We start from the raw sequence: 19,436 nt of genomic DNA, 5'->3' as shown, positions 1-19,436 counted from the left end.
CTTCCGGTCTCTAATAGAAAGACCGAAAAGGGAATAGGATATGATGGATATAATGACGTGATTGGATACAATAAAAATATTAGTTGGATACAGACAGCACGGCTCGGGCTGCTTGAGCCGCCTGTACCATTTGCCGCAACGCGGCAACAGATTCCTCCTTGGTACGGGTCTTCAGCCCACAGTCTGGATTAACCCAGAACAAATCTGCTGGCAGTACGCGCAAGGCACGCTGAATCATGCTTAGCATTTCTGATTCATCAGGAATACGCGGGCTGTGGATATCGTACACGCCCAGACCGATGCCTTTGTCGTACACCTGATCCTCAAAGCTAACAATCAGTTCACCATGACTACGAGAGGTTTCAATAGAAATCACGTCGGCATCCATGTCTGAAATGGACTGGATCATATCTTGGAATTCGGAATAGCACATGTGTGTATGGATTTGGGTCGCAGGTTCAACAGTGGCCGTGGTCACAAGGAAGGCTTGAACCGCCCAATCCAGATAGGCCCGCTGTTGTTCTTTTTTCAACGGGAGCCCTTCGCGAATTGCGGGTTCATCCACCTGAATCATGCTAATACCCGCTTGTTCGAGTGCCTCTACCTCTGCCCGTAATGCCAGAGCTAATTGCAAAGCAACTTGCCTGCGTGGAATATCATTGCGTTCAAAGGACCAGTTCAAAATGGTCACAGGGCCTGTAAGCATTCCTTTAACTGGCTTGGAGGTTAACGATTGGGCAAATGCCGTCTCTTCCACAGTCATTGGTTGATCGAACGACACATCTCCGTAAATAATCGGCGGTTTAACACAGCGGGAGCCGTAAGATTGCACCCATCCGTTTTGTGTAAAAGCAAAGCCTTTTAGTTTTTCGCCAAAAAACTCAACCATGTCAGTCCGTTCAAATTCCCCATGTACAAGCACATCTATGCCAATGTCCTCTTGGATATCAATCCATTCCTTGATCTGCTGCTGGATGAATGCCCGATATTGCTCGGCAGACCATTCTCCTTTGCGATAGTACAGACGGGCCTTGCGAACCTCAGCAGTTTGCGGGAAGCTGCCGATGGTCGTCGTAGGCAGTGGGGGTAACTTCAGCCTATTTTGCTGAATTATACGGCGCTCGGCGAAAGGAACGCTGCGTGATAGTGGCTCCTTTGCCAACAGGTCGGCCAAATCGGCAGCTGTCTGTACCCTTGCCGCTGAGCTGTTGAAGCGGGCTACCGCTTCCGCACTTTGCTCAAGCTTGGCAAGTGCGGATGGATCATGCTTACCAAGTGCAGCCGTCAAGACTGCGATTTCATCCAGCTTTTCATCGGCAAAGGCTAGGGCATGCACCAGCTCTCGGTCCAGCTTGTGCTCTGCTTCCAGACTGACCGGCACATGCAGCAGACTGCACGATGGCTGCACGATAAGCTGTTCTGCATTGATTTGTTCTGCTAACTGGCCCAACAGCGCAGCCACGGCATTCAGGTCGCTGCGCCATATATTGCGCCCATCAATGACACCAGCACCCAGCGTTTTCCCTTTGGGGAAGCCATGTCGCGATATATGCTGGAGATTTTCGCCATCATCATAGACAAAATCAAGACCCAGTCCCTGGACCGGAAGTTCAGTCAGACGCTCATAATGATCTAGGCTACCAAAGTAGGTTTGCAGCATGATGTTTAAGGAGGGAGCAGCTTGGGTCAAAGCTTCATAGACCTCCTGAATAATATCCAGATCCTCTACTGGGAATGAGGTGGTCAGGACAGGTTCATCGATTTGGACCCATTGTACGCCTTCTGCTGCTAGTTCGGACAGGACTCGGGCGTATAAAGGCAGGAAGGTTCGTATAATAGAGGCCAGATCCTTACGATCATAGCCTTTGGATAAAACAACAAATGAGTAGGGACCGATGAGAACCGGTTTACCGTCAATACCTAGCTCCTGCTTTGCTTCACGATAAGCGAGTAAGGGCTTATTTTCAGTGAGCACTGGAGCCGCATTTTCCAATTCGGGAACGATGTAGTGGTAATTGGTATTCATCCATTTGGTCATTTCGCTGGCGGTAGCTCCCTTCTGCCCACGTGCCATCCCGAAATACACAGACAGAGGAACCGGACCTGTAGGACGATAGTTGAACCGTTCGGGTACGAGACCGAACATCACAGATGTATCCAGCACATGATCGTAATAGGAAAAGTCTCCGACAGGAATGCGATCAATCCCTTTGTCACGTTGCTTGCTCAGATGCTCCAGACGCAATCTTTTCATCTCACTATGCAGTTCACTTTCGTTAATACTACCCTGCCAGAAGCGCTCCAGTGCTTTCTTCCATTCCCGGTTCCCGCCGATACGCGGATATCCCAGATTACTGCTAGTCAAACCGGACAATGTAGATCGTTCGTTAATGGACATGTAGGTTTCCTCCTAAGTGGTAGCCAGTTTATTTTTACGTACCAAAAAAGGCATTCTGTCCCCAAGGCTAAAAATAAGTAGGGGAAAGAATGCCTCCGCGATTAAAATTCAAAAATACGGCGACTGCTCTTAACACCTCCCTATCTTCCGTAGGTACTGCGATGTTGTTAAAATAGGCAGGTCTCCTGACTTACGGATCATGACGTTCAGCATCCCTTCCCGGTCTGTGGACCAGTGGGTGTATGAGCAGCTGAACATTCCCCGTTTACAGTGGCGGGACCGTCCCGGATTTGCACCGGCTTCCCTTTTAAGTCTGATCTGAATAGAACAGACACCTATTTCCAAACTATAAGATTAAGGTATGACGAATAATTATGCACTCGTATACTTGTTCACCATCATAAGTGAAACTCACAGGATGTGCAATAGAAACAGTAATAGAAACTGGAGTGGAATCTGTTAGTTATATGCAAAAAAGACAAGCCCAACCCATCGTGGGGGACTTGTCTTTGGTATAGCATCTTGCTAAATAGAACATCGCCTTTAAGCTAATGAAACGGTGTAACCTGCTTGAGTACTGGCTTTCACATCTACCAGGCGCTGATTACGGCTGCCCCGAAAGGGGAGGGTCAGATCTTTTTGCTGTTCAACAAAACGGCCATCTACAATCACGTCACACAATAGTGCCAGCTCCTGTCGCTCCTGATCCATGAGCAGATCTTCGTAGACAAAGCCTGTGTAGGCCCAGACGGTTCGGTCGGGACAAGCCGCGCGGAAGTCACGTACAAATTGCGAGCATTCTGCTGCTGAGAAAAAAGGATCTCCCCCGCAGAGAGTCAATCCGTCCAACAGCGGATTATCCATGATATCACGGATGACCTCCTGTTGACGCTCAGGCGTGAATGGCTCCCCTGCGCGAAAGTTCCACGAAGCTGGATTAAAGCAGCCGGGACAGGCATGGCGGCAACCACTAATGAATACAACGGTGCGCAGGCCGTATCCTTCATTCAGAGATTCTGGAATATAGCCGCAAAAATTCACTTATGCTTCACCCGGTCGCGAACTTCGGCTTGCTTGGCAGCATTAAAACGAACGGTATAATCACCTGTCAGATATCCGGTTACCCGACGTAAACGCTGAAAATGCGTGTGTTCCTCATCCGTGCCGCATTGAGGACAGCTTGTCCCGATAATCCCTTCATAGCCGCATTCCGTACAACGATCCACCGGATGGTTGATGGAGAAGTAGCCAATGTTCTGATGCAGCGCGTATTGAACAATTTTAAGAAACGCCTCCGGGTTATTCCGCGCATTACCGTCCAGCTCAATGTATGAAATTGCACCCGCATTACATAGATTATGGAACGGAGCCTCCAAGCTGATTTTACGAGCAGCCGGGAGCTTGTAATACACCGGAATATGGAAGGAATTCGTGTAATATTCCCGGTCATTGACCTCAGGAATAACTCCGAAGTCACGTTGGTCCAGCAATGTGAACTTGCCCGACAGCCCTTCGGCAGGCGTCGCAAACAGTGTAATATTTAGATTGTGATGTTCACTCATTCGATCACAATACACGCGCATGGAGGTGATGATTCGCTGTGCTTCACGGTATACAAAATCATCCTCTCCGTGGTGTTTTCCGTATAATGCTTTCATACACTCAGCCAGCCCGATAAATCCGATCGAAAGCGTACCGTGCTTTAGGACGCTTCCCACCTTCTCATCAGGTGCCAGTTCTTTTCCGCCTTCCCATACCCCTTCGCGCATCATAAAGTCCGAGGCTTTGGCTGGCTGGCTGGTCTGGATATGATAGCGATGGATTAGACCGTCCACTGCAATTCGCATAACCTCTTCCAGTCTCGCGTCAAAGCGGTCACGGTCAGGTGTCAGACGCTTGCCTGTGCAAATACCATATTCAATCCCGAGCCGTACCAGATTAATAGTATTAAATGAGAGATTGCCCTTGCCGCTCTGGCGGTTTCTGCCGAAACGGTCAGAAATGGTACGGGTACGGCAGCCCATCGTGGCAATGATGGTATCCGGGTCATCTGCGCGGTAATAAGGCAGATTGAAGGTAGCATCCACATTCACAAAGTTGGGATACATCCGCTTACTGGAGCATTCTACCGCTTTTAAGAACAAATCGTAGTTGACATCGCCTTCTGCCTGGTTGACTCCTTTTTTACATTGGAAAATATGTTGTGGGAAAATAGGAGTTTCCCCGCTGCCCAGTCCGCGAATCGTGGCTTCCAGCAGCGATTGCGAAACAAGCCGACCTTCAGCAGACGTACACATCCCGTAATTCAGTGAAGTGAACGGAATTTGCCCCCCTGCCCGACTGCTCATCGTGTTCAGGTTATGAATGAGCGACTCGGCGGCCTGCCGGGTTTCTGTTTCCGTTTCCTCATAGGCAAATGAGTATGAACGAGGGCAGACTTCTTGCAAATGGGTATTGGCTAAATGCAGTTCGTCATCAGACCAGTTGGAGTCTATTTCTTCCTTGAACAACCGGAGTCCTTTGCGCAGGTGCTTGCGGAAGGAACGAGCAACGTATGGAGCTAGATCCCAATCTATTTTATTGGCAGAGACACCACCAAATTGGCTATTTTGCTGAGACTGGAATATGATGGCGACCAGTGCCATAGCAGACATAATTGTTTGCGGTGTGCGTACAGAGCCATTGCCTGTATTGAAACCGTCTTGTAGCAAACGACCAAATGGGATAAAGATACAATTTGTAGTTCCGAGCGCATATTGGTCCAAATCGTGAACATATACATATCCATGGTCAATCGCGTCTGTTAATTCAGGCGGAAGCACACGCAGGCGCGCATACCATTTGGCATATTCCGAGCCAAGCTTGCTCATTTTGCCGCTGAACGATTCTCCATTTAAATTTGCATTCTCCCGCAGCATGTCCAGATCTTGTGCCCCAATGACTCGCTCACCGATGTCGTATAAATGATGTTCCTCCAGCACCTTCATCGTAAAACCCTCCATATAGTAAAAAATATATATTTTTCACAAAAACAACATATTGATGATATCTAGTGATAACCAATTGTTTCGATCTATATATTGTATATACGTAGACATTGAGAGTATGTGACTATTGTCACATTGATAGAGGCGAGAAGCAGGAAAAGGCCAGGTATAGAATAAGGGACACATCCACAGATATGCACCTTACTCTACACCTGGCCATTGTAGTTACAGTGAAATAAGTAGGTTTTCGAGTACATCGTATATGATATTGGGAAAAAAATTTTTAGAAGGTTTAGAGCAGCTTTTTCAGTTGGGACACACGGCCTTGGGAAATATCGAGCATTTCTGCATACACTTTTTGTGGCAGGTTCGGATGCTCCTGAATCAGCTTGCGGAGCTTTTTTACCATTTCACCTTGTTGCACTCTGGAATGCTTGGGCTGCCAGGTAGTGTTGGCTTGGTTCGATTTGGTATGTTCTTGAGCCTGGATGGCATCATTGCTTGTGGCATGTACATGTTCATCGTTCTTTAATAACTGGATGCAATCAGCGCAAATAAAGCTGTCCCGAAAATAAGTTAAATGATCCACTGCGCCGCAAAATTTGCAGGAGACACCCGTGTATTTCCTTAATACAAATCCTTCTTCATCTACGAAGAATTCAAGCGAATCACCGATATTGATATCCATAGTGGTGCGCATTTCCTTAGGGAGTACAATTCGCCCCAGCTGATCCAGAGGCCGTGTCATTCCGGTATTTTTCATCAGCGCTTCCTCCTTCAATGATATATCCTGATTATACCAAAAAATATCATTTTTAGCTTTATATAAGAAAAAGAAATTGTAACTTTTTTTCTCGTATGCCGCGGTTTGTATTTCATCCAATTTAGGATGTTTTCGGTATTGTTGCTGGTGTACTCCTTTTTCGTTATGATATATTAAAGCGCTTTCGTGCATAACTTTTTATCATCTTAATGAAGCTAAGGAGATGACGGATTTGAGTCATGAAACAACGGGTATCGAATATTTATTTCAAGATCCGAAGATTCAACTAGATGAGCGTGTACGGGATCTCGTGTCGCGACTAACCTTAGAGGAAAAGATCGAATCTATGCTGCAATACCAGCCGGCCATTGACCGTTTGGGAGTTGCAGCTTACAAGCACGGTACGGAAGCAGCACACGGGATAGCCTGGTTGGGGGAGGCCACTTCATTTCCTCAGCCTGTGGGTTTGGCCTGTACTTGGGATACGGAGTTAATGCGTCAGATCGGCTCTGTTATTGCAGATGAGGCGCGTGTCTACTATCGTCGTGATCCAAAATTGAACGGTCTTACCCTGTGGGCGCCTACAGTGGATATGGAGCGTGACCCAAGATGGGGAAGGAATGAGGAGGCCTACGGCGAAGACCCGTATTTGACGGGAGAATTGTCGAAGGAGTTAGTCAAAGGGATACAGGGTGATCATCCGGTATATTTGAAAGCGGTTGCGACGTTAAAACATTTTCTAGGTAACAATAATGAAGTGGACCGGGGTATTGGCTCCTCCAGCATAGACCCACGAAACCTGCGAGAATATTATCTAAGAGCATTTGAGAAGCCTTTTACGGAGGGCGGAGCCCAGTCGATGATGACTTCTTACAACTTGATTAACGGGACGCCTGCTACGTTATACCATGGTGTTAACGATATTGTCAGAGGCGAATGGGGAATGGACGGCTTTGTCGTAAGTGATGCGGGTGATGTGATGGGGATTGTAAACGACCATCAATATTACGATTCCCATACGCCGGGCGTGGCTGAATCTATTCGCGCTGGAATTGACAGCATTACCGATGATGCAGAGCTCTCCAAGCAGGCGATTCGAGAAGCTTTGGAGCAGGGCTCGCTACAAGAAGAGGACTTGGATCGGGCATTGTTCCATACGTTCCGTGTTCGTTTTCGTTTGGGGGAATTTGATCCGGCGGCAGACAATCCCTATGCCTCCATCGGGGAGGAGGCTTTAATGACAGAGCAAGCCCGTGCATTGTCGTTGCGTGCGGCGAGGGAGCAGATCGTACTGCTCAAAAATGAGCAGGAACTTTTGCCATTGAACCCTGCCCAGTGTGGCAAAGTAGCGGTCATTGGTTTGCATGGCAATGAGGTGTTCCGCGACTGGTATTCCGGTACGCTACCTTACCGGGTTACACCGCTGGAGGCGATTCGTGCCAAGCTGGAAAGCGGGGGCGCGGAGGAACGTGTCGTGTACTCCGATGCCAAAGATCGTGTGACCTTGACGGCATCGACTGATGGCGCGAAGCTCATAGTTAATTCTTCTGGCGATATGCGCTTGTCCCAGGATGGAGAGCCAACGGTATTGACCATGACAGATTGGGGCTATGGCAGCGTGACACTGCATGATGAACATCTGGGTACCTATGTGACGAGCGATGAGGAGACGCTTCGTGTGACAGCTGCTGAAGCGTATGGCTGGTATGTTAAAGAGGTCTTTGGACTGACTCCTGTGGAAACAGGGGAGCATCTGTGGACCACATGGAACGGTAAGCCAGTGATCGCAGGAACGGAAGGCTCCTTAAAGGTGATGGAATCCGCAACTCCTGCACCTAACGTCACAGACTCCGACCGTACGACTTTCCGTATTGAGACGGTATCGGATGGCTTAGCGGAAGCGATAACCGCTGCGCAAGCGGCAGATACAGCGATTGTATTCGTTGGAAATCACCCGCTCATTAACGGAAAGGAAGAGAATGATCGCCCAGGCCTGGAACTTGCTGTTTCCCAGCAACGACTTATCGAGGAAGTATATCGCGTCAATCCGAATACGATTGTGGTTCTGACGGGCAGCTATCCTTTTGCGATTCCTTGGCTTCAAGAGCATATTCCAGCGATCGTATATACGTCTCATGCGGGACAAGAGCATGGTACAGCCATAGCGGATGTATTGTTTGGAGATTACGCACCCGCAGGGCGTCTGAACATGACCTGGGTTCAGAATGAGGATCAATTGGGTGATATCAGGGATTATGATATTATTCGTGGCGGTCGTACCTATCAATATTTTGAAGGTGAACCGTTATATCCATTTGGACACGGGCTAACGTATTCGCCATTTGAATATAGTGATCTGCATACAGACGCCCATAAGGATAACGTTAAATCTATGGCTACACTTGACGCCGCAGATACTATCCAGGTGTGGGTAGATGTGACGAATCGGGGGGAAGCTGCTGGCGAAGAGGTTGTACAACTGTATGTACGCTCTGAAGCCTCGCGCGTAAAGCGCCCGTTGAAGACACTGTGTGGATTTCAACGCATTCGCTTGGAGCCAGGTGAGACGCGAACGGTCTCTTTTACGGTTCGGGTAAAGGATTGGGCGATTTGGGATGTCACACGGGATTGTTATTGCGTTGAATCGGGTGAATATACACTGCTGGCAGGTGCCTCCTCAGCAGATATTCGATTGGAGCATCCTGTGTACGTTCGAGGTGAAGTTATTCCACCACGGCAAGCTGGACCAAGGATACGAGCTGAAAACTTTGATGATTGCTTCGACATCCTGCTGGATGAAAGCAAGGAGCAAAGGGAGGCCTGTGTACGTCCCCGTTCAGCGCAACGTTCTGGTTGGATTGCTTTTCATGGCGTAGACATGAATACGGTGAGTGTAGCCGAGTTTCAGTGCCGCGTGTCAGGCAACAGCAGTGATGCAGCCATTGAACTGCATTTGGATGGGCCAGACAGCCAAGCTGTGGCACGCATCAATGTGGGCAATACAGGAGGGGCACAAGCATGGGTGACACTCTCGGAAAAGGTACAGTCAACCTCCGGCATCCGGGATGTTTATCTGTCACTTAGTGGAGAAGTGCGACTAGGTCATTTTACTTTGGGCGTTAGGGATCCAGAGGGTTCCGGCTTTCAGGCTTGAACTTACATCTGACATCACGTACAATGCATTCAACGAAGTTTCTACAGCTTAGGGGTGTCATCTCATTTGAATAATGAAAAAAGACTACGCACCGCAACGCCCAAATGGCTTGGAATTGCGGTAAAGGCGCTTGTCTATTTGGAAAAACACGGGGAGCTTTGTGCCAGCGGTTCTATTGCCCGCTCCATTGATTGCGAGGTCACTTTGGTGCGCAGGGTGCTGACACGGCTTGTGCAGGCTGATTTGATTGCAGCACGTGAAGGGCGCGAGGGAGGTTATGTGCTTACCCGTTCGGCGGATCATATTACACTTGCTGATATATACCACGCCATTGAAATATGTGATCCCATTTTCCCGGGGATGATGCATGAACCGGAGACGAACCCTTTTTGCGGGGAGTTGGCGATCGCCGTATCTGAGATTTTAGCTGAGAGTGAACGTCGTATGCTGGAAGTATGGGAATCTCATACGCTTGCTTCGCTCGCCAAGCGTACATCACTTGTGGTAGGGAATTGCAATCATATTGAAGATAAGGATACCAATTCACCTTCCCCAAGAGATTAACATCTTTTCATTTAAAAGGATAATAGCCGATACGATCCTCAAGAGAGGGTTGTATCGGCTATTTCTGTGTAAAGGTCATGCCTCAAATTATATTTCATAGGAGCAAACCCGATTACGTCCTGCTTTTTTAGCTTCATATAGTGCTTTATCCGCCTGTTCCAGCAGGGCTGCTCCGGATATATCTTCTCCTGTACCAGGGAAGGTGGTCACGCCGATGGACACGGTAACTTTAAGAATAAGTCCGTCGGCTAAAACAAACTCATACTGATTTACTCCGCTAAGAATCTGATTAGCTATGCGTAATGCTTGCCGAAAAGCACAATTCGGCAAGAGTACGGTGAATTCTTCTCCCCCGCTGCGGGTGACTACATCATTAGTACGGCACTTTTCCATTAAAATCTGCCCAAGCTGGCGCAGCACTGCATCTCCTGCCGCATGCCCATAGGTGTCATTGACTTCCTTGAAGTGATCAATATCCAACACCAGTACAGATAAGTGCTCATGACGTTGACGAGCTTGAGGAAGCTGCTCTTCCAATGAGAACTCAAGCTGTCTTCTATTGCTTAAATTAGTGAGATGGTCTGTGTAGGAGGTATGCTCCAGTCGAAGTAACAGCTCATTGGATGTGTTGATAGATTCAGCAATGAGGTACAGAAGACATCCGCCGACCATGGAAATGAAGAATTGGAGCGGATACACGTGCAGAACATCATCGAGATTTTTCAAATTTATCATAAGGGGACAGAATATAATGCCCAAAGCAAAAACATTCATCATAATCAGCTTGGGTAAACGCGACCAGGATAAATGTGACAGTACAGCACACCCCAGACCAGCGAGCAGCATAAAAATGGCGCCTACGATGGCTTGAGTGTTGATACCAAACAGCAATAGTCTGCCTAAACATATAAAAAGCGTTGCCATAAGCGCAGCTGGGGCGCCGATATAAGTTGCGGTAGCTACGATAGCCAGATGTCGAAGATCAGCGATGGTATTAAATCCTACTGGAATGGAGTAGTACATGATAACAATGCCATAGCACCCAAAAAGAGCGCCACCAATCCAATGTACCTTGTGCGTTAAGGTGTGTAGGCGGATTTTATACCTTTGCGAAATAAGACCGGTTATGTACAAAAAGGTGACAAGGATACAGGTATTTACAAAAAACGTACTAAACAAGATGCTAACCCTCCCGAGAGGCATATTCCTTCATTTTATCAAAAAGAACTGACATTAGGCTTAAAAAAGAAAAATTTAATTGAAATTTATTACGTTAGGTTGGCTTATAATGTTTCGATCCTGTACTTGGTGCATAACTGGGAATAGATTGAGCATACTCCAAAGATACATTAATTAGGAAATAGGTAGTGTTTACTGCTGCCATTTTTGGAGATGAGGTTTGCTCATGATTCGCTATCCCTATCGCAAACATAATAGAAAATTGGGTGCGGATAAGAATAATGGAAATTCTCCGCGCTATTTAAAAATCGAGACTTGCTTGGAAACCAACCTGCAGCAAATTAAGAAATTGACGTCAGATAGTCCAGATTTTCTGATTCGCCGCTTTAAAGTTGGGATTAAGGCGAATGTTCCCGCCGCTATTGTATTTCTGGATAGTATGGCCAAAACGGATACGGTGAATGAACTCATCATGAGATCCATGCTTAGCCGCCCATCTGCTGAATTGGCTGCTGAGGTGGAGAGCGCAGAAGCGCTGTACGCAAGAATACAGAGTCACGCGCTTGCACTGGGAGAAGTGAAGGACTGCGATGATTGGAGTTCCATGATGGAACAACTGTTAATGGGAGACACGATCATCCTATTGGAAGGCTGCCCAAAAGCCATTGCGTGCGGCACGCGTGGGGGAGAGACACGCGCGGTGAGCGAGCCAACAACACAGACAGTCGTCAGAGGACCGAAAGATGGATTTGTAGAATCCCTGTTCACGAATATTTCTCTGGTCCGGCGACGGATTAAAAGCTCCGATCTCACACTGGAGATGTTCCAAGTGGGAAGCACGTCCCTCACCAATGTGGCCATGCTGTACATGAAGAATATTGCAAATCCACGCGTCGTGGATGAGGTTCGTAAACGGGTAGAAAGCATCAATATTGACGCTGTATTTGAGTCCGGCATGGTTGAGGAGATGATACAAGAAAATCATTTCACACCCTTCCCAACGATCTTTAACACGGAAAGACCCGATACCATCAGCAGCAATATTATGGAGGGCCGAGTGGCGCTCATTATAGACGGAACTCCGTTTGTACTAGTGATGCCTACAGTATTTGCCCAATTTTTTCAGAATTCTTCGGATTATGAAGAACGTTACGATATGGCGACGGTTGTTCGGCTCATTAGATATATCAGCTTCATTATTCTTATTTTGGGGCCTTCTCTCTACATTGCCTTAACAACATATCACTATGAAATGATACCGACTCCATTGCTGATCAGCATATTGGCTCAGCGGGAATCCGTTCCTTTTCCGGCATTTCTAGAGGCGTTTATTCTGGAGATTACCTTTGAGATTTTGCGTGAGGCGGGTATTCGTATGCCGCGTGCAGGTGGTCAAACGGTATCTGTTATAGGTGCGCTTGTGTTGGGTCAAGCGGCCGTGGAAGCCGGGATTGTCACCCCGCTGCTCACGATTGTAGTAGCCCTGACGGGAATAGCCAGTTTCGCAATCCCGGCCTATAACATGGCAGTGGCCGGGAGATTGTGCCGGTTTATTTTCATGATACTGTCTGCGTTTATGGGGCTATACGGCATCACATTGGGGCTGATTGCGCTGATCGCTCATATGAACAGTCTGAGTTCCTTCGGGGTGCCCTACATGGCGCCTTTCAGTCCTTTTGTGCTGGAGAGTCAAAAGGATGCCGTATTGCGACTCCCATTCTGGATGATGAAGAAACGTCCTAAAAGCATTACGTCTAAGAACCAGAAACGAATGAAGGATGGAAGCGGAAATTCCCCTTCGGATAAAACCACGCCGATGCAGGAGGGGGGCAATCAGGGTGTATCAGGGGAAGAGGAATGAACAAAGTGCAGTAACCTTAAAGGGGAGAATAGGGAGACTGTGTTTGGTCCTATTACTGTTCGCTCCATTGTTATCCGGTTGCTGGGATTCTGTGGAGTTAAACCAGAGAGCAGTAGTAGCGGGGATAGGAATTGATATGGTTGGGGAGTCGGATTACGAAGTTTCCCTGCAAGTGATCGTGGCAGATGAAATCGCCGGGGCCAAAGCGAGAGGAGATACCCCTGTCGTTTTGTATCGGGAAAGAGGGAAAAGTCTATTTCAAGCGATCCGCAAGGCTTCGCAAAAGGTTCCACGGATTATTTCCCTGGCGCATGCCAGGTTGGTCGTCATCGGAGAAAAGTTGGCACGGCGTGGAATTGGGGACACGCTGGATTTTCTGGAAAGGTATACGGAGACCCGTCTGACGATAAAAATGCTGATAGCGCGCGGTGAGACAGGAAAGGATGTACTAACAACCATGACTGCGATCGGCCGTATTCCTGCTAATGATATTTCAGGAAAGCTGGAAATATCTCAAAATTTGTACGCTGGGGATTACGCGGTGAGTGTCGACGATGTCATTCGCAGCATGTCCAATAAAGGGGGCGGTCCTGTACTTACGGGCGTAGAAGTAAATGGAAATTTGGAGCAGGCCTCACGGAAGGACAATGTGGACAATGTTTTACCGGAAGCGGTTGTTCGCATTAAAGGGATGGGAGTGTTCCAAAAAGACCGTCTTGTCCGCTGGTTGGACGATGACCGAGCAGTTGGCCTGTCTTTGATCAACAACAAGGTAAAAAGTGCTGAAACAACATTGAGTTGTGATAAGAAAGGGGGAAGCGTTAGTATTGAAACCTTATTTTCTAAAACCACTATAGACAGTAAGATGGAGCAAGGAGATCCTGTTTTTGTAATTCATTTGAAGCAAACCGGGGCGGTTCAGGAAGCCGAGTGTTCCATTAACTTGAAAAGCCCGGAGGTAATGAAACAATTGCAGGAGCAATGGGCGGAGGAAATGAAAAGAATCATTTTATCAACGGTCAAAGAGGTTCAGCGTACCGGAAGCGATGTATTCGGGTTAGGCCTTGCTCTGGAAAGGAAGTACCCCAAACAGTGGGAAAAACGCTCTTCCGAATGGAGCCGTTATTTTGCAGAAAGCACCGTTCGTGTTCAGGTGACTTCGGTACTGAAGCATACACAGTCGCGAACCAACCCGTACTCAAGGGGAGAAGCCAACTAGTGAAATCAGGAAGGAGGGAAGGCGATGAAAAAGACACAGATAAGTATAAAAGAAATGATCTCTCTCATGGTGCTGTTTGAATTGGGCACATCCATGATGTCTATTCCCGGAAGGGATGCGGGTAAGGATGCATGGATCGCCATCCTCATTTCCACGATTTTCGGGGCAGTGCTTTTTGTATGTTATGGCAGCCTTCACCGACGCTTTCCTAACTTGCTCATGACACAGTATTGCAGAGTTCTTTTGGGCAAGAAAGCAGGGGGGGCTCTTGCCTTTTTATATATCGTATTTTTTCTTTATGGCGGAGCACGGGATCTTCGGGACACAGGGATCCTGATTGCTGACCGGACACTTCAGCATACGCCATTGACAGTCATTTGTGCCTTAATGATTGGACTTGTCATGTATGTGGTGTATTTGGGAATCGAAGTTGCAGGCCGGACAGCCATTATCATGTTGATTTTGCTGCTGCTGCTGGGTCTCGTTACGAATATATTGATTTTGTTGGCGGGTATTGTGAATATAGACAATATTCTACCCATAGCCGAGCACGGCTGGCAGTCGATATGGCAAGTTGTTTATTCGCAAGCCGTAATGCTGCCGTATGGTGAGATGGTTACGTTCGCGATGATCCTTCCCACTTTAAAAAAGGGCTATCGTGCCAACGGGGTCGGAGTCTCCGCTATATTGCTAGGAGGGCTACTCCTGTCTGTGGTTACGTTGTCCAATGTACTTGTACTAGGAGAGGACGTGTTCAGACGGGCTACTTACCCTTTGCTCTCTATGATCAGCAAGGTCGAAATATCTGATTTTATTGACAGAGTCGATGTCATCGGCGTTATGACCGTTATTATCTTCGATTTTTTCAAAATCTTCATTTTTTATTATGCCGCGGTTAAAGCGGCAGAGGATGTATTGAGAATGTCTTACCATAAGCTGATCCTGCCCTTTGGGCTGATCATGTTGGTCTCCTGTGTATTGATGGCACTGGGCTATCAAGATCATCTTGAAACAGGCGAGTTTGTGCTGAAATGGCTGTTTCCGATTTTTGCCGTATTTTTTCCTTTTTTGCTGCTTACTTTGTCATGGTTGAAAAAGACACGGAATAAAAGGGGAAAGGAGAATGTCTCGTGAGTAATGGTCTTGCCAATAAAACATACATCAGTACCGGACAAATGCTCATTCTCATGTTCCATTTTCTTCTAGGGAATGCGGTCATTATTAATATGGATAATCAATATGACCGAAATACATGGATTGTTCAGATGATCGCTATGGCTATCGGGATTGTTTTGTTCCGAATGTACACCTACACAGCAGAAATGTTTCCTGGCCAGATGTTGACCACGTATGCCCGTCAATTGATCGGGAAGACGGGCGGAACAGTTATAGGAATACTCTATATTGTGTTTTTCTTGTATTTGACCAGCAGAAATTTACGTGATGAGACTGAATTGGTGCGTGTTTCTATTTTGGAAAAAACCCCAAGCCTGGTCGTCGCTTTTTTGATGGTTATATGTACAATCTATGTCCTTTGGCTTGGATTTGAAGTGTTGGCTCGTACAGGACAAGTATTTATTGCAGTGATCATACTTGTAATGATTTTAGGGAATACGTTATTAGTCTTATCAGGCAGTATTCATCTGGAGGAGCTGATGCCCGTAATGAGTCAGGGGGTTAAGCCTGTTCTCATGTCAGCTATAAGGGAACGTTTGGCTTTTCCATACGGTGAAATGATCTGTTTCATGATGTTTGTCCCTTGTGTAAAAAAACCTTCACAGCTCATCAAAGCCGGATACGTGAGTATTTTAGCCGGGGGTATCGTTTTAGTTGAAGTTGCAATATTAAATGTAACCGTGCTGGGTACGAGTATAACGGAACGCTCTATTTTTCCATTATTAAGCACATTTGCGAATGTGCAGCTTTCGGAATATGTGCAGCGTCCAGATGTTATTGTACTGATGTCCATTATCATCGGAGACTTTTTTAAAGTGGCTTTGTTTTTTTATGCTGTAGTGGTAGGTATATCGGATGTATTTGGTTTACCATACCGAAAAGCGCTGATACCTTGCGGTATTCTTGTTTTACTATGGTCACAGATAGGGGCAACGAGCCTGAGTGAGCACTTTGAATTTGGACGACTATCCCTCATTTATATTCACCCATTATTTGTTTACGTTTTCCCTTGTTTGTTCTTTCTGATGGCTCTCTTGCGGAGGAGCAGAGGAAGAAGTGGAAACTTTGAGGAAACGTGACCATTGTGAGAACAGGAAGCGAAATGCATTTCCTATTGGCTTTTTGCCTACATTTATAAGGAGCACCATGAGCATTCCCACCAGCACAATATATTCTGATGGTCGCATAGTACGAAAAGCCAATGAAATAGGTTCCCAAGGATGATGAATACCGAAAAGCCATTTTATTGACACACTTGTCCCAAGCATTAGCAGCATAAAAAGCATAAATATCCAAAGTGTTTTCATCAAACATCCCTCCATGAGCTAAATGTATATCATGTATACATTGTGTTGCAAAGCGGCACAATTTATCCGATCTCATTGACTTGAAATAAATTAAGATTTATACTTATTCTAAATTAATTTTTATTGTGATTATAAGTTTGTAATAAATATAATCTGCGTTGGTTAAGGAGATGCGGTATGAGAACTTTAAATTTAACTTCGCAGCGCCAAGCGGTATATGATGTGGTCCGTGAGGCTCACGATCATCCTACTGCTGCCGATGTTATGAATCGGCTGATGGAGCGCGGATATAATCTGGCCTATGGAACGGTCTATAATTCATTACGTTATTTAACGGATAAGGAATTAATCCGTGAGCTGAAACTAGGGGAAGCTGCTAGTCGTTATGACGGTCGGATGGACGATCATCAGCATATTATTTGTCAGGTATGCGGCCGAGTAGATGAAGTGATGAGTGAAGTCCCACACGATTGGATTGATACGGTTGCGCATGAAACGGGATATACGATTGCCCATGCCCATGTCGTATTCGGAGGAGTGTGTAAGGAATGTCAAAGCAAGCGAATCAAGTAACGAATCGTATTAAAGTGGCTGACATGCCTAGACGGGTGAAGGGCAGTTGGACATCAATGTTGTCTAACCCGTCTACACCTGCGGTGCAGACCGTTCCTTCTAATGAACCTTTGTATTGTCCGACCACGCGTCGCATCATCCTGATCAGTTCCGTACCGGGTGTAGTCCACGGTGTGGTGCGTACGTTGTCAGATGCGTGTTTTGACGTAATGGTCTTCCATCGCTGGGAGCCTGAAGTGCAGCGTCATTTGGGGAGCGACCTCTTGATTTACGATTTGACCGCCACTGATCCACGGCGTGAATTGCTGAGTATCCGCAATGATCTTGAGCATGAATATATGAAAGACACACCAGTCATGTATGTGGTTCAGGATCGGATGTCTTTACGTGCGCATGAGCTGCTTCCTTCGGAAGAGGTACTGATATGGCCACTAGCATCCAACCAAATGGTGCATGACATTGAGCGGATGATTGTGCGTCATCCGGTGATTTCCCGCCAGGCAGCGCAAACCAGTCATCGTACAGTGTTCAAGGATATCTGGATTGACCGTGATAAAATGTTGGTATATAAGGAAGAGAATCCATTGAATCTAACCAAAACGGAATACGATTTGCTATTGAAGCTGATAGATTCTCAAGGAAAAGTGATCTCGCGCGAGCAAATGATGCATGATATCTGGGAAACCGATTTTGTCGGCGGCAGCAATGTTGTGGATGTGCATGTCAAAAGTTTGCGCAAGAAGCTGGACGATCGACCTGCGGAGCCTGAATATATAGCAACCGTAAGAGGTGTAGGATACAGATTAGCAGATTAACGGAAGGTTATGAGTATCGATAAATTCCGCCGGATGGATACCATTCGGCGGTTTGTATACGGTGCCTAAAGCTGACACTAGGTGTGACAGTTGACTTTATCAGGATACATACACTACAATCGGTAGTGTGAGGTGCTTCTTATGAAACGACTGAATTTTAAAGCTGGCGAAACCGGACTTAACCGATTTTTTGGGCCTCTGGAAGCCAAAATCATGGATATTTTATGGTCCGCTTCGGATCGGAGTATCAAAGAAGTGCAGACCGCATTGGAGGGGGATCGGGACTTTAACTTCAATACGGTAATGACCGTGATGAACCGTTTAGTGGAAAAGGGGATTTTGAGCAAAAGTATACGCGGGAGAACGTCCTTATATCGTCCTGTTTTAAGCAGAGAAGAGTTTATGGATGAGCAATCCAAAGAGCTGAGTCACGAACTGGTGGATGAATTTGGTCCACTTGCTGTTAACCATATGATTGATGCTCTGGAAGTAGCTGACCCGATTTTGATCGAACGTTTGGAACAAAAAATTAAACAATGGAAAAAGGATATGTAGACGATGTGGAAAACACGTTCTAAATTACTGTTTACAGCAGGCGCCTTGATTTCGGGTTTTGCCCTTATGCAGATGGGGATGTACGCCGGGCAGCATGTTTTCGGCTGGAAATTGAATTTTAACGTGTTTCAAATTTGCAGAAGTTTGTTGCAGCACTACGGAATCGGCTACATGGTGGATGCGCTCAGCGGACTGGTTTTTGTAACCTTCGCTATCGCCGGAGGAGAAGCAGTCAGACAGTGCATGGCTACCAGGGCGGCTTTCCGCAGACTGCACCGAATGCGCGACCTGCCGTTGACCGAAGCACTGGGTGAGCGATATCGCGAACTCGGGACCGATCGAATTTGGGTCATTGATTATGCCAAGCCTGCTGCCTTCACCATGGGGTTATGGAAGCCGCGAATTGTATTGTCCTCTGCACTGTTGTCCGTACTGGACAAGCATGAGGAAGAAGCGGTTATATACCATGAAGCCTATCATATGAAGCATTATGATCCATTGAAGACCTGGTTCCTGCAAATGTGCGCTACACAGCTGTTTTACTTGCCGGTGCTACGTCACATTACCAACCATTACAAGACGGCCCGTGAAATCTTGGCGGACAACGAAGCGATTTACCGAGCCGGTTCACCGGTTGGGATTGGGAGCGCATTGCTCAAGCTTCTGAGTATGACACCCGCTAATGCCCGTCTGGTAAACTCCGCCGCTTGTTCCTCTTTTGCAGAGACGTCCATTAATTATCGTATCTCACGTATTCTAGACCCTCAACAAAAGCCGACCATTCAGATGCCTTGGCGTTCGATTATGTTTTCAGGCTATGTACTCGTCATGTTAACGCTTATGTTTACACTGGCGTTAATCTAGTTTGGCAATATGTATCATAGA

Annotated in this window: 15 protein-coding genes and 1 riboswitch; of the genes, 10 read left to right on the top strand and 5 right to left on the bottom strand. The window is 46.8% G+C overall.

From position 1 onward, the window contains the following. Nucleotides 1–79: 79 nt before the first annotated feature. The 4 genes from metE to MKX36_RS23490 form a co-directional block, all read right to left on the bottom strand. Nucleotides 80–2,398 carry a 5-methyltetrahydropteroyltriglutamate--homocysteine S-methyltransferase gene (gene metE, locus MKX36_RS23505; RefSeq protein ID WP_340865854.1) on the bottom strand — a complete coding sequence of 773 codons (2,319 nt, stop codon included), beginning with the start codon at nucleotides 2,396–2,398 and terminating at the stop codon, nucleotides 80–82. Nucleotides 2,399–2,556: 158 nt separating this feature from the next. Further along, nucleotides 2,557–2,752, bottom strand: a riboswitch (cobalamin riboswitch). Nucleotides 2,753–2,941: 189 nt separating this feature from the next. Continuing rightward, nucleotides 2,942–3,439 carry an anaerobic ribonucleoside-triphosphate reductase activating protein gene (nrdG, locus tag MKX36_RS23500; protein WP_318300763.1) on the bottom strand — a complete coding sequence of 166 codons (498 nt, stop codon included), beginning with the start codon at nucleotides 3,437–3,439 and terminating at the stop codon, nucleotides 2,942–2,944. After that, nucleotides 3,436–5,385 (bottom strand): anaerobic ribonucleoside triphosphate reductase, encoded by a 1,950-nt coding sequence (locus MKX36_RS23495; protein WP_340865852.1) that lies wholly within the window; start codon nucleotides 5,383–5,385, stop codon nucleotides 3,436–3,438. Before MKX36_RS23495 ends, nrdG begins: the two co-directional genes overlap by 4 nt. Before the next feature lie 292 nt (nucleotides 5,386–5,677). Beyond that, on the bottom strand, nucleotides 5,678–6,148 hold the full coding sequence (locus MKX36_RS23490; protein ID WP_017428580.1) for an AbrB/MazE/SpoVT family DNA-binding domain-containing protein: 471 nt from the start codon (nucleotides 6,146–6,148) through the stop codon (nucleotides 5,678–5,680). 232 nt (nucleotides 6,149–6,380) lie between these two features. Between MKX36_RS23490 and MKX36_RS23485 the strand changes: the two genes are divergently transcribed. Then, entirely contained in the window at nucleotides 6,381–9,302 is a 2,922-nt protein-coding gene (locus tag MKX36_RS23485; RefSeq protein WP_340865849.1) for a glycoside hydrolase family 3 C-terminal domain-containing protein, read from the top strand. A gap of 66 nt (nucleotides 9,303–9,368) precedes the next feature. Further along, on the top strand, nucleotides 9,369–9,866 hold the full coding sequence (locus tag MKX36_RS23480) for an Rrf2 family transcriptional regulator (protein ID WP_318300760.1): 498 nt from the start codon (nucleotides 9,369–9,371) through the stop codon (nucleotides 9,864–9,866). Between the two features lie 87 nt (nucleotides 9,867–9,953). Here the strand turns inward: MKX36_RS23480 and MKX36_RS23475 are convergent, their stop codons facing one another. Further along, nucleotides 9,954–11,045, bottom strand: a complete 1,092-nt coding sequence (locus MKX36_RS23475; protein ID WP_340865848.1) for a diguanylate cyclase — start codon at nucleotides 11,043–11,045, stop codon at nucleotides 9,954–9,956. A gap of 226 nt (nucleotides 11,046–11,271) precedes the next feature. Between MKX36_RS23475 and MKX36_RS23470 the strand changes: the two genes are divergently transcribed. The 8 genes from MKX36_RS23470 to MKX36_RS23435 all read left to right on the top strand — a co-directional run bounded on the left by MKX36_RS23470 (nucleotide 11,272) and on the right by MKX36_RS23435 (nucleotide 19,415). Further along, on the top strand, nucleotides 11,272–12,906 hold the full coding sequence (locus MKX36_RS23470; protein ID WP_340865847.1) for a spore germination protein: 1,635 nt from the start codon (nucleotides 11,272–11,274) through the stop codon (nucleotides 12,904–12,906). A gap of 43 nt (nucleotides 12,907–12,949) precedes the next feature. Then, the gene (locus MKX36_RS23465; protein ID WP_340865846.1) at nucleotides 12,950–14,125 is read left to right on the top strand and encodes a Ger(x)C family spore germination protein; all 1,176 of its coding nucleotides are present in this window, start codon (nucleotides 12,950–12,952) and stop codon (nucleotides 14,123–14,125) included. A gap of 24 nt (nucleotides 14,126–14,149) precedes the next feature. Beyond that, nucleotides 14,150–15,259 (top strand): GerAB/ArcD/ProY family transporter, encoded by a 1,110-nt coding sequence (locus tag MKX36_RS23460; protein ID WP_340865845.1) that lies wholly within the window; start codon nucleotides 14,150–14,152, stop codon nucleotides 15,257–15,259. Continuing rightward, nucleotides 15,256–16,380 carry a GerAB/ArcD/ProY family transporter gene (locus MKX36_RS23455; protein WP_340865842.1) on the top strand — a complete coding sequence of 375 codons (1,125 nt, stop codon included), beginning with the start codon at nucleotides 15,256–15,258 and terminating at the stop codon, nucleotides 16,378–16,380. Before MKX36_RS23460 ends, MKX36_RS23455 begins: the two co-directional genes overlap by 4 nt. A 405-nt stretch (nucleotides 16,381–16,785) precedes the next feature. Then, complete coding sequence (locus MKX36_RS23450; protein ID WP_013373543.1) at nucleotides 16,786–17,181, top strand: Fur family transcriptional regulator; 396 nt, start codon at nucleotides 16,786–16,788, stop codon at nucleotides 17,179–17,181. Further along, complete coding sequence (locus MKX36_RS23445; protein ID WP_340865840.1) at nucleotides 17,157–17,996, top strand: response regulator transcription factor; 840 nt, start codon at nucleotides 17,157–17,159, stop codon at nucleotides 17,994–17,996. The genes MKX36_RS23450 and MKX36_RS23445 overlap by 25 nt, the downstream gene beginning before the upstream one ends. A gap of 141 nt (nucleotides 17,997–18,137) precedes the next feature. Next, nucleotides 18,138–18,551: a BlaI/MecI/CopY family transcriptional regulator gene (locus MKX36_RS23440; RefSeq protein WP_340865839.1), complete on the top strand. Its 414-nt coding sequence runs from the start codon at nucleotides 18,138–18,140 to the stop codon at nucleotides 18,549–18,551. Nucleotides 18,552–18,554: 3 nt separating this feature from the next. Next, entirely contained in the window at nucleotides 18,555–19,415 is an 861-nt protein-coding gene (locus MKX36_RS23435; protein WP_290409763.1) for a M56 family metallopeptidase, read from the top strand. Nucleotides 19,416–19,436 lie beyond the last annotated feature (21 nt).

The sequence above is a fragment of the Paenibacillus sp. FSL W8-0439 genome (assembly GCF_038008995.1).
GTDB classification, from domain to species: domain Bacteria; phylum Bacillota; class Bacilli; order Paenibacillales; family Paenibacillaceae; genus Paenibacillus; species Paenibacillus polymyxa.
This window is presented reverse-complemented; position numbering and strand designations above follow the sequence as displayed.